Origin of the sequence: Xanthomonas euroxanthea (assembly GCF_900476395.1) — a bacterium.
Lineage (GTDB): Bacteria > Pseudomonadota > Gammaproteobacteria > Xanthomonadales > Xanthomonadaceae > Xanthomonas > Xanthomonas euroxanthea.
In genome coordinates this window covers 298,352-318,080 of record NZ_UIHB01000001.1, presented here as the reverse complement: position 1 = coordinate 318,080, position 19,729 = coordinate 298,352, and the positions used below count along the sequence as shown (strand labels likewise).

13 protein-coding genes are annotated in these 19,729 nt (G+C 64.5%); 7 read left to right on the top strand and 6 right to left on the bottom strand.

The window, feature by feature from the left end:
• Nucleotides 1–2: 2 nt before the first annotated feature.
• The 3 genes from CPBF1521_RS01320 (at nucleotide 3) to CPBF1521_RS01310 (ending at nucleotide 6,070) form a co-directional block, all read left to right on the top strand.
• Entirely contained in the window at nucleotides 3–1,613 is a 1,611-nt protein-coding gene (locus tag CPBF1521_RS01320; protein WP_115675655.1) for a carboxyl transferase domain-containing protein, read from the top strand.
• Between the two features lie 239 nt (nucleotides 1,614–1,852).
• Entirely contained in the window at nucleotides 1,853–3,880 is a 2,028-nt protein-coding gene (locus tag CPBF1521_RS01315) for an acetyl/propionyl/methylcrotonyl-CoA carboxylase subunit alpha (RefSeq protein WP_115675654.1), read from the top strand.
• Nucleotides 3,881–3,982: 102 nt separating this feature from the next.
• Entirely contained in the window at nucleotides 3,983–6,070 is a 2,088-nt protein-coding gene (locus tag CPBF1521_RS01310; protein ID WP_115675653.1) for a S9 family peptidase, read from the top strand.
• A gap of 160 nt (nucleotides 6,071–6,230) precedes the next feature.
• Here CPBF1521_RS01310 and CPBF1521_RS01305 read toward each other — a convergent pair whose 3' ends face one another.
• Nucleotides 6,231–7,415, bottom strand: coding sequence for a putative peptide maturation dehydrogenase (locus tag CPBF1521_RS01305; RefSeq protein ID WP_115676467.1), 1,185 nt, complete (start codon nucleotides 7,413–7,415; stop codon nucleotides 6,231–6,233).
• A gap of 158 nt (nucleotides 7,416–7,573) precedes the next feature.
• Between CPBF1521_RS01305 and CPBF1521_RS01300 the strand changes: the two genes are divergently transcribed.
• Nucleotides 7,574–7,879, top strand: coding sequence for an NHLP-related RiPP peptide (locus CPBF1521_RS01300; protein ID WP_104649602.1), 306 nt, complete (start codon nucleotides 7,574–7,576; stop codon nucleotides 7,877–7,879).
• Between the two features lie 30 nt (nucleotides 7,880–7,909).
• On the opposite strand, the gene CPBF1521_RS01295 is transcribed toward CPBF1521_RS01300, so the two are convergent.
• From CPBF1521_RS01295 to aceB, 4 genes are all read right to left on the bottom strand, one after another.
• Nucleotides 7,910–10,423 (bottom strand): putative peptide modification system cyclase, encoded by a 2,514-nt coding sequence (locus tag CPBF1521_RS01295; RefSeq protein ID WP_115675652.1) that lies wholly within the window; start codon nucleotides 10,421–10,423, stop codon nucleotides 7,910–7,912.
• A 3-nt stretch (nucleotides 10,424–10,426) separates the two neighbouring features.
• Nucleotides 10,427–11,503: a GGDEF domain-containing protein gene (locus tag CPBF1521_RS01290; RefSeq protein WP_115675651.1), complete on the bottom strand. Its 1,077-nt coding sequence runs from the start codon at nucleotides 11,501–11,503 to the stop codon at nucleotides 10,427–10,429.
• A gap of 307 nt (nucleotides 11,504–11,810) precedes the next feature.
• Nucleotides 11,811–13,106: an isocitrate lyase gene (gene aceA / locus CPBF1521_RS01285; RefSeq protein ID WP_104649604.1), complete on the bottom strand. Its 1,296-nt coding sequence runs from the start codon at nucleotides 13,104–13,106 to the stop codon at nucleotides 11,811–11,813.
• Nucleotides 13,107–13,280: 174 nt separating this feature from the next.
• Nucleotides 13,281–14,897, bottom strand: a complete 1,617-nt coding sequence (aceB, locus tag CPBF1521_RS01280; RefSeq protein ID WP_115675650.1) for a malate synthase A — start codon at nucleotides 14,895–14,897, stop codon at nucleotides 13,281–13,283.
• Nucleotides 14,898–15,015: 118 nt separating this feature from the next.
• Between aceB and CPBF1521_RS01275 the strand changes: the two genes are divergently transcribed.
• Both CPBF1521_RS01275 and CPBF1521_RS01270 read left to right on the top strand, forming a co-directional pair.
• On the top strand, nucleotides 15,016–15,972 hold the full coding sequence (locus CPBF1521_RS01275; protein WP_104583950.1) for a LysR family transcriptional regulator: 957 nt from the start codon (nucleotides 15,016–15,018) through the stop codon (nucleotides 15,970–15,972).
• A gap of 375 nt (nucleotides 15,973–16,347) precedes the next feature.
• Complete coding sequence (locus tag CPBF1521_RS01270; protein ID WP_115675649.1) at nucleotides 16,348–17,610, top strand: cation:proton antiporter; 1,263 nt, start codon at nucleotides 16,348–16,350, stop codon at nucleotides 17,608–17,610.
• 75 nt (nucleotides 17,611–17,685) lie between these two features.
• Here CPBF1521_RS01270 and CPBF1521_RS01265 read toward each other — a convergent pair whose 3' ends face one another.
• Entirely contained in the window at nucleotides 17,686–18,318 is a 633-nt protein-coding gene (locus tag CPBF1521_RS01265; RefSeq protein ID WP_115675648.1) for a TetR/AcrR family transcriptional regulator, read from the bottom strand.
• A 102-nt stretch (nucleotides 18,319–18,420) separates the two neighbouring features.
• On the opposite strand from CPBF1521_RS01265, the gene CPBF1521_RS01260 reads away from it, so the two are divergent.
• Nucleotides 18,421–19,476, top strand: a complete 1,056-nt coding sequence (locus CPBF1521_RS01260; RefSeq protein ID WP_115675647.1) for an MBL fold metallo-hydrolase — start codon at nucleotides 18,421–18,423, stop codon at nucleotides 19,474–19,476.
• Nucleotides 19,477–19,729: the final 253 nt, after the last annotated feature.

The following is a 19,729-nucleotide window of genomic DNA, read 5'->3' as shown; positions in this document are numbered from 1 at the left end:
CCATGAGCGTGATCACCAGCCAGCTGCAGGCCAGCGGCGAAAGCTTCCAACATAACGCTGCGGCCATGCGCACGGTGATCGAGGATCTGCGCCGCACGCTGGCGCAGACCGCGCTGGGCGGCAGCGATGCCGCGCGTGCCAAGCACACCGCACGCGGCAAGTTGCTGGTGCGCGAGCGCATCGATGCCTTGCTGGATCCGGGCAGCGCCTTGCTGGAAATCGCGCCCCTCGCGGCGCACGGCATGTACGACGATCAGGTGCCATGCGCCGGTGTGGTGGCCGGCATCGGACGGGTGTCCGGGGTGGAATGCGTGATCGTGGCCAACGATGCCACCGTCAAGGGCGGTACCTATTACCCGATGACGGTGAAGAAGCATCTGCGTGCGCAGGAAATCGCCCAGCAGAACCGCTTGCCGTGCATCTACCTGGTCGATTCCGGCGGCGCGTTCCTGCCGTTGCAGGATGAAGTGTTTCCCGACCGCGACCACTTCGGGCGCATCTTCTACAACCAGGCCAACCTTTCGGCCAACGGCATTCCGCAGGTCGCCTGCGTGATGGGCTCGTGCACCGCTGGCGGTGCGTACGTGCCGGCGATGAGCGATGAAACGGTGATCGTGCGCGAGCAAGGCACCATCTTCCTCGGCGGTCCGCCACTGGTCAAAGCGGCCACCGGCGAAGAAGTCAGTGCCGAAGAACTCGGCGGTGCGGATGTGCATACGCGCATCTCGGGCGTGGCCGATCACTTCGCCGACAACGACCTGCAGGCCCTGGCACGCGTGCGCGCCATCATCGCCCGGCTCAACTGGCGCAAGCCGGCGGCATCGCTGGCCCTGCAGGCACCGCTGCCGCCGCGCTATGCGGCCGACGAGCTGTATGGCGTGATTCCCGCCGATACGCGCAAGCCCTTCGATGTGCGCGAAGTGATCGCCCGCATCGTCGACGACTCGCAGCTGGACGAATTCAAGCCGCGTTATGGCAGCACCCTGGTCACCGGCTTTGCGCATCTGCATGGCTACCCGGTCGGCATCATCGCCAACAACGGCATCCTGTTTTCCGAGTCCGCGCTCAAGGGCGCGCACTTCATCGAGCTGTGCACGCAGCGCGGCATTCCGCTGGTGTTCCTGCAGAACATCACCGGCTTCATGGTCGGGCGCAAATACGAACATGGCGGCATCGCCAAGGACGGCGCCAAGCTGGTGATGGCGGTGGCCTGTGCCAAGGTGCCCAAGTTCACCGTGGTGATCGGCGGCTCGTTCGGCGCCGGCAATTACGGCATGTGCGGCCGTGCGTACTCGCCGAACTTCCTGTGGATGTGGCCGAATGCGCGCATCGGTGTGATGGGCGGGGAACAGGCCGCCAGCGTATTGGCCACCGTGCGCCGCGACGGCATCGAAGCCAAGGGTGGCGCCTGGTCGGGCGAGGAAGAGGATGCGTTCAAGGCACCGATCCGTGCCCAGTTCGAGCAGCAGGGCCACCCGTATTACGCCAGCGCGCGCCTGTGGGACGACGGCATCATCGATCCGGCCGACACCCGTCGCGTGCTGGGGCTGGGGCTGTCGGCCGCATTGAATGCGCCGATCGAGCCGACACGCTTCGGCGTGTTCCGGATGTGAGGCGGTGATGCCCGCTTGCATGTGCGGCTCTTCATTGCCAGGCACTGCGCGTGCACCTGCACGCAGGGTGCCGCGTGTTGCCTGGAGCAGTGCATGAGTGCGCGCACGTTACCTGCTCCAAGCAGTGAGTTGCGTTCGCGCAGTGCGGCGTCGGCCATCGCACTGTGTCCCGCGTACTCCGTGCAGCCGTTTTTCCATCGCAGTGCCCGCCGCCCTGGCGGGGTGCAGAGACCCTTGCCATGACCCAGCGCGATTCCACCGCCGCAGCAAGACAGCCGTATTTCGACAAGGTCCTGATCGCCAATCGCGGCGAGATCGCCTGCCGCGTCATCGCCACCTGCCGCAAGCTCGGCATCGCAACGGTGGCGGTGTACTCGGATGCCGACCGTGATGCGCGGCATGTGCGGCTGGCCGATGAAGCAATCCATATCGGTGCCGCACCGGCGCAGCAGAGTTATCTGCGTGGCGATGCGATCCTGGATGCGGCACGCAGGAGCGGCGCGCAGGCAATCCATCCCGGCTATGGATTTCTGTCGGAAAACGCAGCATTTGCCGATGCCTGTGCGCAGGCCGGCGTCGTGTTTATCGGCCCGCCGGCGGCAGCCATCCGCGCGATGGGCGACAAGAGCGCGGCCAAGGCGCTGATGCAGCGCGCCGGCGTGCCGCTGACGCCGGGCTACCACGGCCACGAACAGGCGCCGGCCTTCCTGCGTGCACAGGCCGACGCGATCGGCTATCCGGTGTTGATCAAGGCCAGCGCCGGCGGCGGCGGCAAGGGCATGCGCCGGGTGGATGCGAGCGCGGCATTCGAAGAAGCATTGGCCAGTTGCCAGCGCGAGGCGCAGTCGGCATTCGGCAATGCGCAGGTGCTGGTGGAAAAGTACGTCGAGCGGCCGCGCCATATCGAGATTCAGGTCTTTGGCGATACCCGGGGCGAGGTCGTCTATCTGTTCGAACGCGATTGCTCGGTGCAGCGCCGGCACCAGAAAGTGCTGGAAGAAGCGCCCGCCCCCGGCATGAGCGAACAACGTCGCGCCGCCATGGGCAAGGCGGCCGTGGATGCCGCACGCGCGGTGGGTTATGTCGGCGCCGGCACGGTGGAGTTCATTGCCGGCCCGGATGGCGATTTCTATTTCATGGAAATGAACACCCGGCTGCAGGTCGAGCACCCGGTGACCGAGTTGATCACCGGCACCGATCTGGTCGAGTGGCAATTGCGTGTTGCCGCGGGCGAACCGCTGCCGCTGCGTCAGCAGGAACTGCGCATCCATGGACATGCACTGGAAGCGCGCCTGTATGCCGAAGATGCCGACCGCGGCTTCCTGCCTTCCACCGGCACGCTGCACCAGTTGCAGTTTCCCGCAGCAAGCGCGCATGTACGTATCGATGCCGGCGTGGAGCAAGGCGACAGCATCAGCCCGTACTACGACCCGATGATTGCCAAGCTGATCGTGTGGGATGTGGATCGCCCCGCCGCACTGGCACGCATGCGCCAGGCGCTGGCGCAGTTCCATGCGGTGGGTGTCACCACCAACAGCGCGTTCCTTGCGCGCCTGATCGACACGGCGTCGTTTGCGTCGGCCGATCTGGATACCGCACTGATCGAACGCGAGCAGGCAGTGCTGTTTCCCGATGCGGTGAGTCCGGCCACTGCCTGGTGGTGCCTGGCAGCGGCGTTGATCGCCGAAGCGTTGCCGAAGGCCGCCGCCGATCCCGCCGACCCGTTTTCGCCCTGGCAGCACACCGATGGTTGGCGCATCGGCGCGCATGCGGCGCACACCATGACGCTGGAAGCGGCAGGCGAGCGCCGCCAGTTCGGCGTGCGCCCGCTTGGCGATGGCTGGCAGGTGACGTGCGCGGGCCACACCCACACGCTGCGCTACCACGTACAGGACGGGGCACTGCGCGTGGAAATGGATGGCCGGCAATGGCGCATGCAGGCCCTGCGCGACGTCAATGCACTGACATTGCGCGATGCCACGCAGCGGGCGAGCTTCCGCCACCATGACGCGCTGCTCGAGGCCGATCAGCCCGCGCACGACGCCGGCGGCCTGACCGCACCGATGCCGGGCCGCATCGTGTCACTGGTCGCCCCCGCAGGGCAGCCGGTCACCCGCGGGCAGGCCCTGGTGGTGCTCGAAGCGATGAAGATGGAGCACACCCTGCACGCGCCCAGCGACGGCACGGTGGCGGCGTATCTGGTGGCAGAAGGCGAACTGGTCGCCGAGGGTGTCGCGTTGGTGGAATTCGTGTCCGCGTCTGCGTAGCGGCGCCTCGCAGCGTGACCAACGGCACGTCCACAGGGACGGACCTTGGCTCTAGCGTGAGGAAAGCGGCTGGAATGGCCGCGCTCACGACCGGAGACCTCCATGCAACGCCTGCTTCTTGTTTCCAGCATGCTGCTGGCGCTGTCTGCCTGCAGCGATAAGACCGCGCCCGTCACCGACAAGGCCGCCACGCCGGCCCCGGCTGCTGCGGCGGCACCCGCGGCACCGCCCGAACTGATCACCCGCGATGCGCTGTTCGGCAACCCGGAGCGGGCGAACGTGAGCATCAGCCCGGACGGCAAGTACCTCAGCTGGATCGCGCCGCTGGACGGCGTACTCAATGTCTGGGTCGCCCCGGTGGATGCGCCGGACCAGGCGCGTGCGATCACCAAGGACACCGCGCGCGGCATCCGCAATTATTTCTGGACCTATCAACCCAACACGCTGCTGTACCTACGCGACAACGGCGGCGATGAAGACTTCCATCTGTTCTCGGTGAATCTGAGCGATGGCAGCAACAGAGACCTCACCCCGTTCAAGAAGACCAACGCCGAGGTGTACCGCGTCAGCGCGCAGCATCCCGACTCGATCATGGTCGGCATGAACGACCGCGACCCCAAATGGCATGACCTGTATCGGGTGGACCTGGCTTCGGGCAAGCGCAGCTTGGTGCAGCAGAACACCGACAGCCTGGATTCCTACCTGCTCGATGGCAACTACCAGCTGCGCTATGCCACGCGTGCCACCGACGATGCGGGCAGGGAGCTGCTGGTGCCGGACGGCAGGCGCTGGAAGAGCGTGGACCGCATCCCGTTCGAGGATGTCACCAACACCTCGCCCGACGGCCTCACCGACGACGGCAAGACGCTGTACATGCAGGATTCGCGCAATCGCGACACCGCAGCGCTGTATGCCATCGACACTGCCAGCAACGCCCGCACGCTGCTGTTCGAAAACCCGCGCACCGATGTCGGCGCCACCTTGAACGACCCCAGGACCGGCGTGGTGCAGGCCGTGTCCACCGACTACCTGCGCGAGGAGTGGACGGCGCTGGACAACGGCATTGCTGCCGACCTAAACAAGCTCAAGTCGCTCGGCAGCGGCGATGCCAGCGTTGCCGCACGCACGCTCGACGATCGCATCTGGATCGTGGGGTATTCGGCGGCGGAAACACCGCTGACCTACTACCGCTACGACCGTGCAGACGGCGGCAAGCTGACCAAGTTGTTCTCCGCCCGCCCCGCGCTCGACGGCAAGCCGCTGGTGCCGATGTGGCCGCAGGAACTGACCGCCCGCGACGGCCTCAAACTGGTCAGCTATCTCACCCTGCCCGCCGAGGCCGATGCCAATCACGACGGCAAGGCCGACAAGCCGGTACCGCTGGTGCTGTTCGTGCATGGCGGCCCGTGGTTGCGCGACAGCTACGGCTACGGGCCGTATGAGCAATGGCTGGCCAATCGCGGCTATGCGGTGCTGGCGGTGAACTTCCGCGGTTCCACCGGCTTCGGCAAGGCCTTCACCAACGCCGGCAACGGCGAGTGGGCCGCCAAGATGCACGACGACCTGCTCGACGCGGTGCAATGGGCGGTCAAGCAAGGAGTGACCAGGCCCGAGGACGTGGCGATCATGGGCGGCAGCTACGGCGGCTACGCCACGCTGGTCGGCCTGACCTTTACCCCAGACGCGTTCAAGTGCGGCGTGGACATCGTCGGCCCGGCCAACCTCAACACCCTACTCGGCACCGTGCCGCCATACTGGGCCAGCTTCTACAAGCAGCTGACCAAACGCATGGGCGACCCGGCCACCGACGCCGGCAAGCAGTGGCTGACCGAACGCTCACCGCTCACCCATGTCGACAAGATCAGCAAGCCGCTGCTGATCGGCCAGGGCGCCAACGACCCACGCGTCAAACAGGCCGAGAGCGACCAGATCGTCAACGCGATGAAGGCCAAGAACATTCCGGTCACCTACGTGCTGTTCCCGGACGAAGGCCACGGCTTCCGGCGCCCGGAAAACAGCAAGGCCTTCAACGCGGTGACCGAGGGGTTCCTGGGCCAGTGCCTGGGCGGCCGCGTGCAACCGATCGGCGACGACCTGGCCGGCTCCAGCATCACCGTGCCGGAAGGCGCCGACAAGGTGAACGGCCTGAGCGAAGCATTGAAGACGCATACGCAGGCGATTCGGCGGTAGGTCTGCGGACGTAGTGCCACCCACCAAGGATGCGTTGGCGTCGCATTGGCATCTGCAGGTATTGTCGGGGGACCGGCGGCTTGGTCGCCGGTCATTGACTCAAAAGCCTTTCAAGCACCAGGAGATGGCTAATTCAACAGCGCGAATCTCCTGCGCTGAGCTATCGCTGATCGAATTGATTGGAATCGCTTATTCCACTCCAGATCGCACCAGCTGGGTCCAGCTCTGTTGTGACCATGGTTTGGGCGCGCCAACCAAAGCCACAGACAGCTAGAACACCTTGCGATATTGGGTCCAGCCCCAGAGCGCGCTCAAGATGTTTTTCGTTGACGGCGCCGGTGATGAACGCACCTAGGCCAATATCCGTAGCCGCGAGGTAGAGCGTCTGCGAGAGGTGACCAGCTTCCAATGCGACCACCCGATACCCTTTGGCATGTTGCCGGTATTTCCAGAAGGTTCTATCGAAACGCGGAACCAGCGCAATCAGAACGTGCGCATCCGCAAACCAGTGCTGTTGCCCGACAGCCTGCATGACGAAATCATCGGAGCATTCAACTCCTGCGACAAGCTCGAGTGCATGAACATCTGCACGATAGTGATAAACGCCTGGTGCCAAGCCGTCCACGCACCTGACCAAAATGTAAGCCTCGATCGGATGCAAGCCACCGCCAGACGGGACGTTTTTCTTCAAGAAGACCAGATCGTCGCCGACTTGCACCTGACCCTGTGCGGCAAAGACCCGCTGCAGCATGTGGGAAAACATCTGGAGAGGCACGGCTTTGCGCTGATCAAAATTACGACAGGTGACCCGACGCCCCAGCAGATCGTCGAAATCGTTCCGGGGCATCAATGGCAAGCCGATCAATGCTTGGTCATCAACGGTTCGCTGAACCTCCGCAGGCGCGGGGCCGAGGACACGACGCATTTCCACAGCCGTTTCGGTTCCAGAGTCCCGTGTGTTCTTGACCGCATCCACGCCGTCCCAACGCGTAAAAGCGTGCAATACGGCTGCAAGCGGATGCCAGTGCGATGCTCTGAAGCGTTCATCGTTCTTGGCAAAGAACGTGTCTGGTGCTCGCTCATCCAGCACCAGACCTTCGCCGATCAATTCCTCCAGTGTTTCATGGTCAAGATGCGATCGGTCCGTCCAACGCGAGGGGCTGAGTTCGCCCAATAACCGGCGCTGGCCTTCCGTCACTGCCACTGGCTCATCGAGATGGGGGGCTAGCGCAAACCACTCCATGACATGCTGCAGCCCATTGCCTCCCTGCAGAAGACTCTCCAACGTATAAAACACGGTTTCCCGTGGCTCCAGCATGACAACTGCACAACGTCTGACCCGCATCGGCTTCTCCAGCGACATGAAATGCACCTTACGCAGGTGTACCTGCGGTAGCTATAGCGTCTAACAGCCACCTAAACTTGAGTCCGTTGCACGTTAGCCCTCAAGCCAACAACGTTGAAGCCGCTATGTGATACTTCACCCACCTGAAAAATTAAAAGATGCCGACGCTGAAGCTTGATCCTGCAGTTGCAAGCAAATTGATCGACCTGCTGTCCACGGATGACACCTTCCGCGCCTTATTCGTCTCCGACACGGTGGTAGCGTTACAACTGGTCGGGCACGTCGCCGCACCTGAAGACAACCTTGAGGCCTTTGTGCGCGATTGCACAAGCACCATCCAGCTTGCCGACAAGGAGGTGATCGCAAGCGCCCGTGAGCAAATCAACACCATGCTTACGTCAGGAACCTCACATATCGTTCCTCAACTGGATGCCGGCTATGACGGCGATCGAACTCTCAAGTAATTCGACGGCTTTGCGGCACAGGTAGCAGGGTCAGCCCTGCGCCTCCGCGATCCAGGAGGCTTCCGCAGCTTTCAGGTCCACTACATTGAGCGATTGCAAGCAATATCCACATTCGATTTCCGCGTAGGCCAGTCCCCGGCGCTGCTGCATCCAGTCGTTTTGAATGCGCGCATCTTCATTACGCTGCGCTAGGCGTGCCGCACGCATTGCGGTTGCCCGTGTCTGGAAGCGCGATACCGAATCCAGATAGGGCGTAAGCAATTGAAATGCATCGTCCGGCTTCCGGTTTGCCAGCAGAATCTCGGCATCCACCACTGCGCCCAGTTCGACAATCAAGCGGTTTGCATAGGCCAGCGGCGCTGCTTTGACCTGTTGCCGAACCTTCGCCGCACTTGCTAGGTCTCCCGCGCGCGCCATTACTAGCGCTGCAGCTAGGGCAGTGGACAGATTGTCTATGGTATCGATTGGCACATCTTTGCTTACGTCGTGCAGCGCAAGCCGTGCACCTTCTCTGGCTACCTCTACAGCTTTTAGGCGCTGCCCCGACGCCAGCAATGCAGTCGCCAGGGGCACGTAGTAATTGATGCGGTCGGTCCCTTGCCTTGTCAGGCCTGCGTCTACTCCGGCTTGTGCGTGCGCAATTGCGCCACTCAGGTCACCTTCGTCCAGAGCGATAGTCGCTCGAGTGATGCCGGCATGAAAATTGGTCGTCTCAACTTTTTTAAGCGCGATGCGCGCATTGGAAAAATCACGCTTGGCTGCGGCTACGGCGGCCTGGCGGAGCAACGCGCCATTCCACCCAGCGTTCACTGCTTGCGCCACGGCCCGATCGGCTTGATCGTATTGCCCCAGAGCAAGCAGGATGCGTCCATACATATCGAGGGATATGCTGGAGAGGTCGTACTTGCTCTGTGTGGACATCCGCGCATGAGGCAATGCCTCGGTAAATCGGTTTGCAACGAATAGATCCATCGCTGCATTGGCTTGAGCTGGCGCGTAGTCCGGATACAGCTCTGCCATCTGAACCCAGGAATCGGCTGCCTGCGCCGGGTCAAGAAGCTGTACTCCCCAGCTCTTAACGTAAAGAGCTTCACGCGGTGGAAGCCTGGATTTGAATTTTTCAGCAACCCTCAGTGTTTCAGTCGCCTGCCTGTAGTCGACATTGGCAAAGTGAGCACGCACTTGTCCCAGCCAAGCCAATGCAAAGTGAGGGTCTATCTCTACTGCTTTCTGAAAGAAATCCAATGCAGCGGCGTATTTCCCTTCCGAGTAACGCTTTTGCCCAAGCGCATACGCGCGCAGCGCGTCCAGACTGGAGGTTGTTACATCCGGCAAAGCGGGGCTATTGTTACGAATGCTCTCACGGTTTTCGCCGAGCTGATTCCTTAATTCGCCGGTAACCTTGTCAACTGCAGCAAGAATAGAAGGATTGGAACCAAAAGCAGTGCTTACTGCGACTGTTTGCTGTGTCTTCGGGTCAACGACTTCCACAACAAAACGGGTGCGTCCACCAACGTAGCCAACCGAAGGAAGCAGCACCGCACGTGCGCCACTGCGAAGTGCAACGTCTGAGGCGTTCTTGCGATCCAAAGGCTCCTTGTAAGGATCCTTGCGCATCAGCGCCAGCAGTTTCAGCGTTCTATCCTCACTAAGCACATTGACGTAGCGTGATTGTTCCAGACTGATCCGAAACGCCTGATCCAGCGAGCTCTCCAGCATGACGTCGCCGGTAAGGTTGCGCACCGCTCCCACAACCACCCAATCCCGCTCAGCGAACGCAATCGCAGGCTGCGGCCGCGCAAATAGCCAGACAGCAAGACTAATTCCGAGGACCACTCCTAACTCTGCGATTAGTGCCGCCGGCCGCCGCCACAGCGGAACATCGCGCCAGGCCTTTGCCGAATTCTTCGGCGTGCGCAATGGCGTCAGGCCGACTTCGCCGACTTCATAAATCTCCATTGGCGTGGGGACGCCCTTGAAGCGCCAGCGGCCGTGGGATTTCCACAGGATGCGTTCGCCGCGGTCGCCCAGTTCGCGTGCGGCGCGGTGGGTCAATGACTCGGCCACCGCCGACAACAGGATCTGCCCGGGCCGCGCCATCGACATCAGGCGTGCGGCGGTGGGCTTGGCCAGGCCTTCGACTTCCAGCGGTTTGGCACCGATGCTCACCGCTTCGTCGCTGTTGCGCCAGGTCAGCACTTCGCCGACGTGCAGGCCCTGGCGGGCGCACAGCGTCAGCGCGCGGGCATCGCCCATCGCCTTGAGGCCGCGCGCGTAGTCCAGCGCAAAGCCCAGGCCGTCGATGGGGCGATCAAACAGCAACAGCAATCCGTCCGAACGGTCGATCAGGCGGCCACGCCACTGCTGCTGCAGCTTGACCACCAGCCGGTCATGCTCGCGAAACAGCGCGGCGGCGGCGTTGTCACCGATGCGCTCGACCAGCGCTGTCGAATCGCACAGGTCGGTCAACAACAAGGTACGCAAGCGCGGTGCCTGGATCGCTTCCGACGACGCATCCTTGCGTGCGTGGGCGCGGGCGCTCATTGCTCAGCGATTGTCCGACGTGGTGGCGTTGCCGGATGGCAGCGTGAGTCCCGACGCCAGCGTTTCATGCATGCACAGCACGTTGCCGCCCTGTCGCTTGGCCTCGTACAACGCGCTGTCGGCCAGCGTGTACCAATCGTTCCATGCCGCGTCGGGGTCGATCATGCACAGGCCCAGGCTGACCGAGCAGCCCTGCTCGCTCTGGCCATTGCACAGGCGCGCTTCCACCGCGCGCACGATGCATTCGCCGATGTGGTGCAGCAGTTCCTGGGTGCCTTGCGCGACCAGCACACAGAATTCATCGCCGCCGAGCCGGCAGGCGAGGTCGCCGTCGGCGATCACCGAACGCAGCGCATGGGCGACGTTCTGCAGCACGCGGTCGCCGGCCAGGTGGCCGAACTCGTCGTTGATGCGCTTGAAACGGTCGCAATCGATCAGGATCAGGCCCACGCCGGGCACGTTGCCGGCGCGTCGGCATTCCTGCAGATGCAGGGCGAGCCCGCGGCGGTTGTGCAGGCCGGTGAGTTCGTCGGTGCGGCTGAGTTCTTCGGTGTGGTTGAGCTGGTGCGAGGTGACGTAGAGATTGTCCAGCGCCGCTTCCAGATCGTGGTTGCGGCGGCGCAGCTGGCGGATCAACAACTGCTCGTTGTTGACCACGCGCACGATGGAGCGGCGCAGAAAATGCGCCACCATCGATGGGTCGTGGTCGACCAGGCGCTGGAAGTCCTCGTGCGCCAGCTCGATCAGGCGGGTGTCGGTGGATGCCGTGGCGCCGGCACTGCGCGCATGGTCGCCGATCAGCAGGCCAAGTTCGCCGAAGAATTCGCCCGGGCCCAGGTGCTTGAGCATCAGGTCTTCGCCGAAATCCAGATCGATCTGGCCGCTGACCACGATGAACATCTGCGTGCCCACCGCCCCGCGCTCGAACAGCGCCTGGCCGGCCGCCAACTCGCGGGCACGCCCGAAGCGGGCGAAAAACGCCAGCTCCTGGGCAGTCATCAGCGCATGCAGCCCGTCCGACAGCGTCTTTGCAACGCTCCCCGTCGGCTCTACTGCGCCGGCAGTGTTATGGCACGTCATCCAAATCCCTTAGACCGACCTGCAGCGCCGGCCTGCCCTGGCATCGTACAGCAGCGTTTTGTTCAGTACCAGGTCACACTCGTTCTCACAGCACTCGAGACGAAATGACGGGTATCGGCAATAAAAATGGGCTCGGTTCTCCGAGCCCATCCCCCTCCCGGCAGCGGCCTGCCGGCATCTGCCACAGACCACGAGCGATGCGGGCGCCGTTTCGCGGCGCTGTTACGGGCCTGCCGGTGGGCATCGACCGCACGCTCCGAACCACCCCACGGCCGCCGGGTGGCCGCCCCGTCGCCCATGCGCTGCCTTAGGCCGCCTTTTCGCCGTGAAACTGCTCTTCCTCGGTCGAGCCACGCAGCGCGGTGGTGGACGACTGACCCTGCTGGATCGCCTGCGTCACCGCGTCGAAGTAGCCGGTGCCCACCTCGCGCTGATGCTTGACCGCGGTAAAGCCCATCTCGGCCGCCGCGAACTCGGCCTGCTGCAACTCGACGAAGGCGCTCATCTGCCGGCGGGCATAGCCGTGCGCCAGGTTGAACATGCCGTAGTTCAGGGCGTGGAAACCGGCCAGGGTGATGAACTGGAATTTATAGCCATAGCCCGCCAGCTCGGTCTGGAACCTGGCGATGGTGGCGTCGTCCAGGTTCTTCTTCCAGTTGAAGCTCGGCGAGCAGTTGTAGGCCAGCAATTTGCCGGGGAACCTCGCATGGATGGCTTGCGCGAAGGCGCGGGCAAATTCCAGGTCCGGTTTGCCGGTTTCGCACCAGATCAGGTCCGCGTACGGCGCATAGGCCAGCCCGCGGCTGATCGCCTGATCCAGCCCGTTGCGGGTCTTGAAGAAGCCTTCGACGGTGCGCTGGCCGGTGGTGAAGGGCTGGTCGTTGGCATCCACGTCGCTGGTGATCAGATCGGCGGCTTCGGCATCGGTGCGTGCAATCAGCAGCGTGGGCACGCCCAGCACATCGGCCGCCAGACGCGCGGCATTCAACTTTTCGATCGCCTCGCGGGTGGGCACCAGCACCTTGCCGCCCATGTGGCCGCACTTCTTCACCGATGCCAGTTGATCTTCGAAGTGCACGCCGGCCGCGCCGGCTTCGATCATCGCCTTCATCAGCTCGAAGGCGTTGAGCACGCCGCCGAAGCCGGCTTCGGCATCGGCCACGATTGGCTGCAGGAAGTCGATGTCATCGTTGCCCTCGGCGTGATGCAGTTGATCGGCCCGCAACAAGGTGTTGTTGATGCGCTTGACCACCGCCGGCACCGAGTCGGCCGGATACAGCGACTGGTCCGGGTACATCTGCCCGGCCAGGTTCGCATCGGCGGCGACCTGCCAGCCGGACAGGTAGATCGCCTTCAAGCCGGCCTTGACTTGCTGCATCGCCTGGTTGCCGGTCAATGCACCCAATGCATTGACGAACGGCGTGGCGTGCAACGCGTTCCACAACTTGTCCGCGCCCAGCCGTGCCAGCGAATGCTCGACATGCACGGTGCCGCGCAAGCGCACCACATCGGCGGCGGTGTAGTTGCGGGTGATGCCGGCCCAGCGCGGGTTGCTGGCCCAGTCGTGCTGGATCTGTTCGGCGGTCTGCAGTGTGCTGCTCATGGTGCGTTCTCCTGGCAGGAATACGACGGATGCAACGAGGAAGGACGGTGCGTCACGGCGCGTGACGCATGGCAAGGCCGTCGTTGCGCATGGGCGCAACGGGCGGTGTGGTGCATTACGTGGACGGATTGCAGCGACAGCGCGCGGACGCCGGCGTGTCGCTGCCGCGTTGGCTCACTCGATCAGGCGGTATGCCGGCACGGTGAGGAAATCGGCCAGCGCATCGGCACGGCTGAGTGTGTCCAGCAATGCAATGGCGTCGTCGATGCGTGCGGCGCCCGGCAGTGCATCGGTCGCGCCCAGGCGCGCCGGCAGCGCACGCAACGTGGCCTGCAACAAGGGCTGATCGATGGCAGTGCCGTCGTCCAGATGCTGGCCGTGATGCAACCACTGCCACAGCTGCGCGCGGCTGATCTCGGCAGTGGCGGCGTCTTCCATCAGGTTGTGGATCGGCACGCATCCATTGCCGTCCAGCCATGCGGCCAGATAACGCACGCAGACTTCGACATTGCCTTCGAAACCGGCGCGGGTGATGGTGCCCGGCGAGGGTGCGATCAGCATGTCGCGCGTCACCTGCACGTCGTTGCGCAGGACATGCTGCTGATGCGCGGTGGGCATGTGCTCGTCGAAGATCTTCATCGCCACCGGAATCAACGCCGGATGCGCCACCCAGGTGCCATCGTGGCCGGCGCTGACCTCGCGCAGCTTGTCGGCACGCACCCGTGCCATCGCCTGCTCATTGGCGGCCTCGTCGTGATTGATCGGAATCTGCGCGGCCATGCCGCCCATCGCATGTGCGCCGCGGCGATGGCAGGTCTTGATCAGCAGTTCCGAATACGCCTTCAGGAACGGCTGGGTCATGGTGACCTGGCCACGTTCGGGCAGCACGCGGTCGCGATGCGCGCGGAAGGTTTTCAGGTACGAAAAGATGTAGTCCCAGCGCCCGCAGTTGAGCCCGACGATGCGCTCGCGCAGCGCGTGCAGGATCTCGTCCATCTCGAACACCGCCGGCAGCGTCTCGATCAGCACGGTCACCTTGATCTGGCCATGCGGCAGGCCGAGCATGGCTTCGATATGCGCCAGCGCGGTCTCCCACAGCGCGGCCTCTTCCATGCTCTGCAGCTTGGGCAGATACAGATACGGGCCGCGATCCCTGGCCAGCAGCGCGCGGCCGTTATGGAAGGCGAACACCGCCGCGTCGAACAGCCCCCCGGCCAGCGGTTGGCCATCGATGAGCACATGCTTCTCATCCAGATGCCAGCCACGCGGACGCACGATCAGCACTGCGCGCTTGGCTTCCGGGCGCAGCGCGTAATGCTTGCCGTTGGGCGCATCGAAGCTGAGATCGCCACGCACCGCAGCGGCCAGCGTGCGCTGGCCGGCCAGCAGGTTGCGCCAGGTCGGCGCGGTGGAATCCTCGAAGTCGGCCATGAACACCTTGGCGCCGGAATTGAGCGCGTTGATGACCATCTTCGGATCGGTTGGGCCGGTGATTTCCACCCGGCGGTCCTGCAGCGCCGCCGGTAGCGCGGCCACGCGCCAGTCGCCATCGCGGATGGCGCGGGTGTCGGGGCGGAAGTCCGGCAACTGGCCGGCATCGAACTCGGCCTGGCGGACGCGCCGCTGTGCCAGGCGCTGCTGGCGGCCGGGCTCGATGGCCCGGTGCAGCGACACCAGCAGGGCCAGCGCAGCGGCCGGCAGGAGGTCGGCCTGGCCTGCGACCTGCGTGGTCAGCGACAGACCGGGCGTGGCGCGTTCGGTGGGACGTGGAGCGAAAGCGGTGGCAGACATGTCGGGAGTCCTTGTGCATCCGGACCTGCACCGTGCGCCGCATGCAACTATTTGACAAAGCAGTTTTATCAATGCTGTAAATAAGGCAGGCTTATACAGCGTCATTGCAGGCATCCAGATGGCGCCAACTCCGCGATTTTCCTACAAATCCGACCGGCTCAAGCCGCTGCGTGCGTTCTGCCAGACAGTGCGCCTTGGCTCTGTCTCACGGGCGGCTGAGGCGCTTTATGTGAGCCAGCCGGCAGTGACCTTGCAGCTGCAGGCGTTGGAACGTGACCTGGGGGTGGCCCTGTTCGAGCGCTCGGGGCGACGCATGGCACCCAGCCGCGAGGGCCAGCTGCTCTATGACATGGCGCTGCCGCTGGTGGAGAGCCTGGACGGGCTGGAGGCCAGCTTCCGCGAAAAGGTGCGTGGCCTGGATGCCGGCGAGCTCAATATCGCCGCCAACAGTTCCACCATCCTGTACCTGCTGCCGCGCATCGTGGCGAAGTTCCGCGCGCGCCACCCGGACGTGCGCCTGACCCTGCACAACGCCATCAGCGCCGACGGCACCGACCTGCTGCGCGAAGATGCAGTGGACCTGGCGATCGGCTCGATGCTGGACGTGCCGGCCGACCTCAATTACGCGCCGGTGTATCGCTTCGAACAATTGCTGATCACCCCGCACGACCACCCGTTGGCCGGCACGTCCACGGTCACGCTGCAGGACCTGTCGCCGTATCCGCTGATCCTGCCGCCACGCCGGCAGGTGACCTATCGGCTGGTCGACCTGGTCTTCCAGCAGGCGCGCGTGCCCTACACCGTGGCACTGGAAGTGGGCGGCTGGGAGGTGATCAAGCAATACGTGGCGATGGGCATGGGCATCTCCATCGTCACCGCAATCTGCGTCACCGAGGCCGACCGCGACACACTCGCCACCCGCTCGCTGAAGGATTACTTCCCCACCCGCAGTTATGGCGTGGTGGTGCGCAAGGGCAAGTATCTGTCGCCGCAGGCACGTGCCTTTATCGAGCTGATCCAGCCGGATCTGTTTCCCCCGCGCGGGTATGACGAAAGTGGTGACTCGGAGCGGTGAGTCTTGTGACTGCTGCAGGCGTGGGTTCGCATGGCGCCTGAGCTTGCTCGCCATGCGCTGCGTCTGAGGTCACCATGCGCTCTTCATCGGCGATGCCGTGTGCGGTATGCGGTACGCCATTGAAGGCGTTGCTTGATCAAGCCATGCGCGCGCAGCACTGACGGTTGATTCCAGCGTGCAGCGCGAACCACTCCGGATTGCGCCGCATCGATGTCGGCTCGATCTACTGCACGATGGTTGTCGTCATAGACTAGGCCGATGCTGTGGGTATCACTGCAGGTCATCAACGGCTGGTCAATCCGGGGACTCACTGACCAGATGCGTATCCGTCCCGCACCGCGGGGCGAGCCGACTCAACCAACCAAGGCTGACGCCATGAATCCGACCACGTTGTTGCTGGTGCAGTTGGCGCTGATCCTGGGCGCGGCACGTGCGTGCGGCGCGCTGCTGCAGCGCGTCGGGCAGCCGCCGGTGATCGGCGAAATGGCCGCCGGCCTGCTGCTGGGGCCGATCGCATTCGGCGCGTGGCTGCCGGAATTGCATGGCATGTTGTTCGCCGCCAGCAGTCTGCCGCCGCTGTCGGGCCTGGCCAACATCGGCGTGGTGCTTTTCATGTTCGTCGTCGGCGTGGAGCTGCGCGCGCCGGAAGGCACCACCGCGCAGGTGCGTGCGTCGGTGCTGGTGGGGCTGTCCGGCATCGTGCTGCCGTTGCTGCTGGGGCTGGCCGCCGCACCGTGGTTGTTTGCGCGCTTTGCATCGCAGGGCATCGGCTTCTGGCCCTTCGCCTTGTTCATTGCCGCGGCGATGTCGGTGACCGCGTTTCCGGTGCTGGCGCGCATCCTCAAGGATCGCAACATGACCCGCACAGCCGCAGGCCGGTTGGCGCTGGGCGCAGCGGTGATCGACGATGCCACGGTGTGGATGTTCCTGGCAATCGTGCTCACCCTGACCGGCGGCAACAACCATGGCGGCGTTGCGTTTACTGCGACAGCTGCGGTGGTGCTGATTGCGGTGGTGTTCGGCGTGCTGAAGCCGCTGTATGCGCGCGTGCTCAAGCCGCGCGCACGCGATGGAGGCTATGCGCCAACCGCGCTGGTGTGGGTGCTGATCGGTCTGCTGGCCTGCGCCGCGGTGGCCGAATGGATCGGCCTGCATGCGATCTTCGGCGCATTCTTGTTCGGCGTCTGCGTGCCGCGCGACGACCGCCTGCTGGAACACCTGGCCGGGCGCATCGAACCCCTGGCGATCACCTTGCTGATGCCGGTGCTGTTTGCGGTCGCCGGCCAGGCCGCCAGCCCCGGTGTGTTCGTCGGCGCAGGTGTGGCCGGCTTTGCGTTGGTGGTCGGCGTGGCAGTGACCGGCAAGCTGGCCGGCTGCACCCTGGGCGCGCGCCTGAGCGGCCACGACTGGCGCGACAGCCTGAGCGTGGGTTCGCTGATGAACGCACGCGGGCTGATGGAACTGGTGGTGATCAAGATCGGCCTGGACAGCGGCGTGATCGGGCCGGACCTGTTCACGCTGCTGTTCGGCATGACGCTGGTGACCACGGTGATGGCCTCGCCGATGGTGGCCTGGTGCCAACGCGGCCGGCAGGCCGCCACTGCTACCGTGCTGGGTGCGAGCCAGTCGCCGCAGTGACGAGGCAGCGCTGAAACACGGCGCGGCGTCGTTGCGCGACATGGCGCGTCACGTCTGCCCGCGCATCGCAGGCCATCACGCGCGCCCGTACAGACCCAGGAACATCGCCACCGCCGATTCGGCCACCTGCGTGCGTTGCTGCGGCGACAGTGGCGGCTGGCCCATGGCGATCTGCGGCCAGAACGCGAAGCCCTTGATCAATGCCTGCAGTTGCTGCGCGCCGACCTCCGGCTCCACGCCTGCCAACCGGCCATCGGCCAGTGCGGCGCGCACCCAGGTGGTGGTGCCTTCCTCCTTGCTGCCCAATTGCGCGATCAGTTCGCGCGCGCGCTCGGGCGAATGGATGCCTTCGGCAATGGCGACGCGCGACAGGTCGATGAATGCCGGGTCGTCGAGCAGGTGCAGTTTCTGCTGCAGCAGCTGGATCAGCTGCGCACGCAACGGCTGGTCGGGCCGGTAGACCAGAGTCACTGCATCGGCGCTGCGCTGCCACAGCCCGCGCAGGATCTCGCCAAACAACGCGTCCTTGCTGGGGAAGTGGTTATAGACGGTGCGCTTGGATACGCCCGCGGTGGCCGCCACGCGGTCCATGCTGGTGGCCTCGAAGCCATGCTGGCGGAACTCGGCAATGGCCGCCTCGACGATGGCGAGGCGCTTGCGGTCGGTCAGCCGTTGCGGCGCAGTCGGGGGGGAAGATGCAGTCGACATCGGGTCATTTTACACCGGACAGTTTACTTTCAGCCCGATGAAACTACACTGTTCAGTGTAACTTTCCCCTGCTGTCACCCCCCTGCCCGGTCGGACTCCCCAATGGCTTCCTCGCGCCCTTCCCGCTATGCCGCTTCGCCACAGTTTCGCGATGGCCGGTTCCGCAATGCAGTGCCGCTGCCGACCACCGTGCTCAGCCTGCGCGAGCAGATCGGCCTGATGTGGAGGTTCTTCTTCGACAAGCCCAGCACCACGGTGCCGTCCACGCCGCTGCCGGTGCAGCCGCTGACCCGCGCGCAGCTGCTGGCCGCGCCCGACCGCAGCCTGTATCGCCTGGGCCATTCCACCGTGCTGATGAAGCTGGCCGGCGGCTTGTGGCTGACCGACCCGGTGTTCTCCAAGCGCGCCTCGCCGGTGCCCTTCGCCGGGCCAAAGCGCTTTCATGCGCCGCCGATCGCGCTGGACGCGCTGCCGCCGCTGGCCGGGGTGATCCTGTCGCACAACCATTACGATCATCTGGATCGCACCAGCATCCGTGCACTGGCCGACCGCGTCGGCGTGTTCGTCGCGCCCTTGGGCGTGGGCGATCTGCTGGTGCGCTGGGGCGTGGACCCGGCCAAGGTGCGCCAGCTGGACTGGTGGGAGGCGATCACCATCGATGGCCTGCAGCTCACCGCCACCCCATCGCAGCATTTTTCCGGGCGCGGCCTGTTCGACAGTGGGCGTTCGCTGTGGTGCTCCTGGGTGATCCAGGACCGCGAGCTGCGCCTGTTCTTCAGCGGAGACGGCGGCTACGGCCCGCATTTCAAGACCATCGGCCAACAGCTCGGGCCGTTCGACGTGGCGCTGATCGAAAACGGCGCCTACGACCAGCAATGGCCGCACGTGCACATGCAACCGGAGCAGAGCCTGCAGGCCTATCTGGACGTCGGCGGGCAGACCCTGCTGCCGATCCACAACGGCACCTTCGACCTGGCGATGCACGCGTGGCAGGAGCCACTGGACCGGATCGTGGCACTGGCCGACGGCGCCGGCGTTGCGCTGGCGACGCCGCGCATGGGCGAGCGGGTGGACCTGGAAGCGCCCGCCAATCGCCTGCGCTGGTGGCGACAGGATGCTGCGACGCAAGCCTCGGACGGCCTGGTGGCAACGCGCTAGCTGAGCGCATCGCAGCGTTGGCGTTGGCGCATGAGCGGGCGGCGTTCACGCATTGCCCTGCGCCATCGCGGCGGCATGCATGCTTGCTGCCTACAAAACTCTGCGCTGCTTCGTCAGCGCAGGGCGCTAATGCCGCCGATTCGGATCATGTGCAAGCGCGCACCACGCATCACAGGCGCTGCCACTCCAGATGGGGCAATCGCACCCCCGTCACCTGATGCACCAGCCGCAAACAAGAGCGGGATGGCGCGTG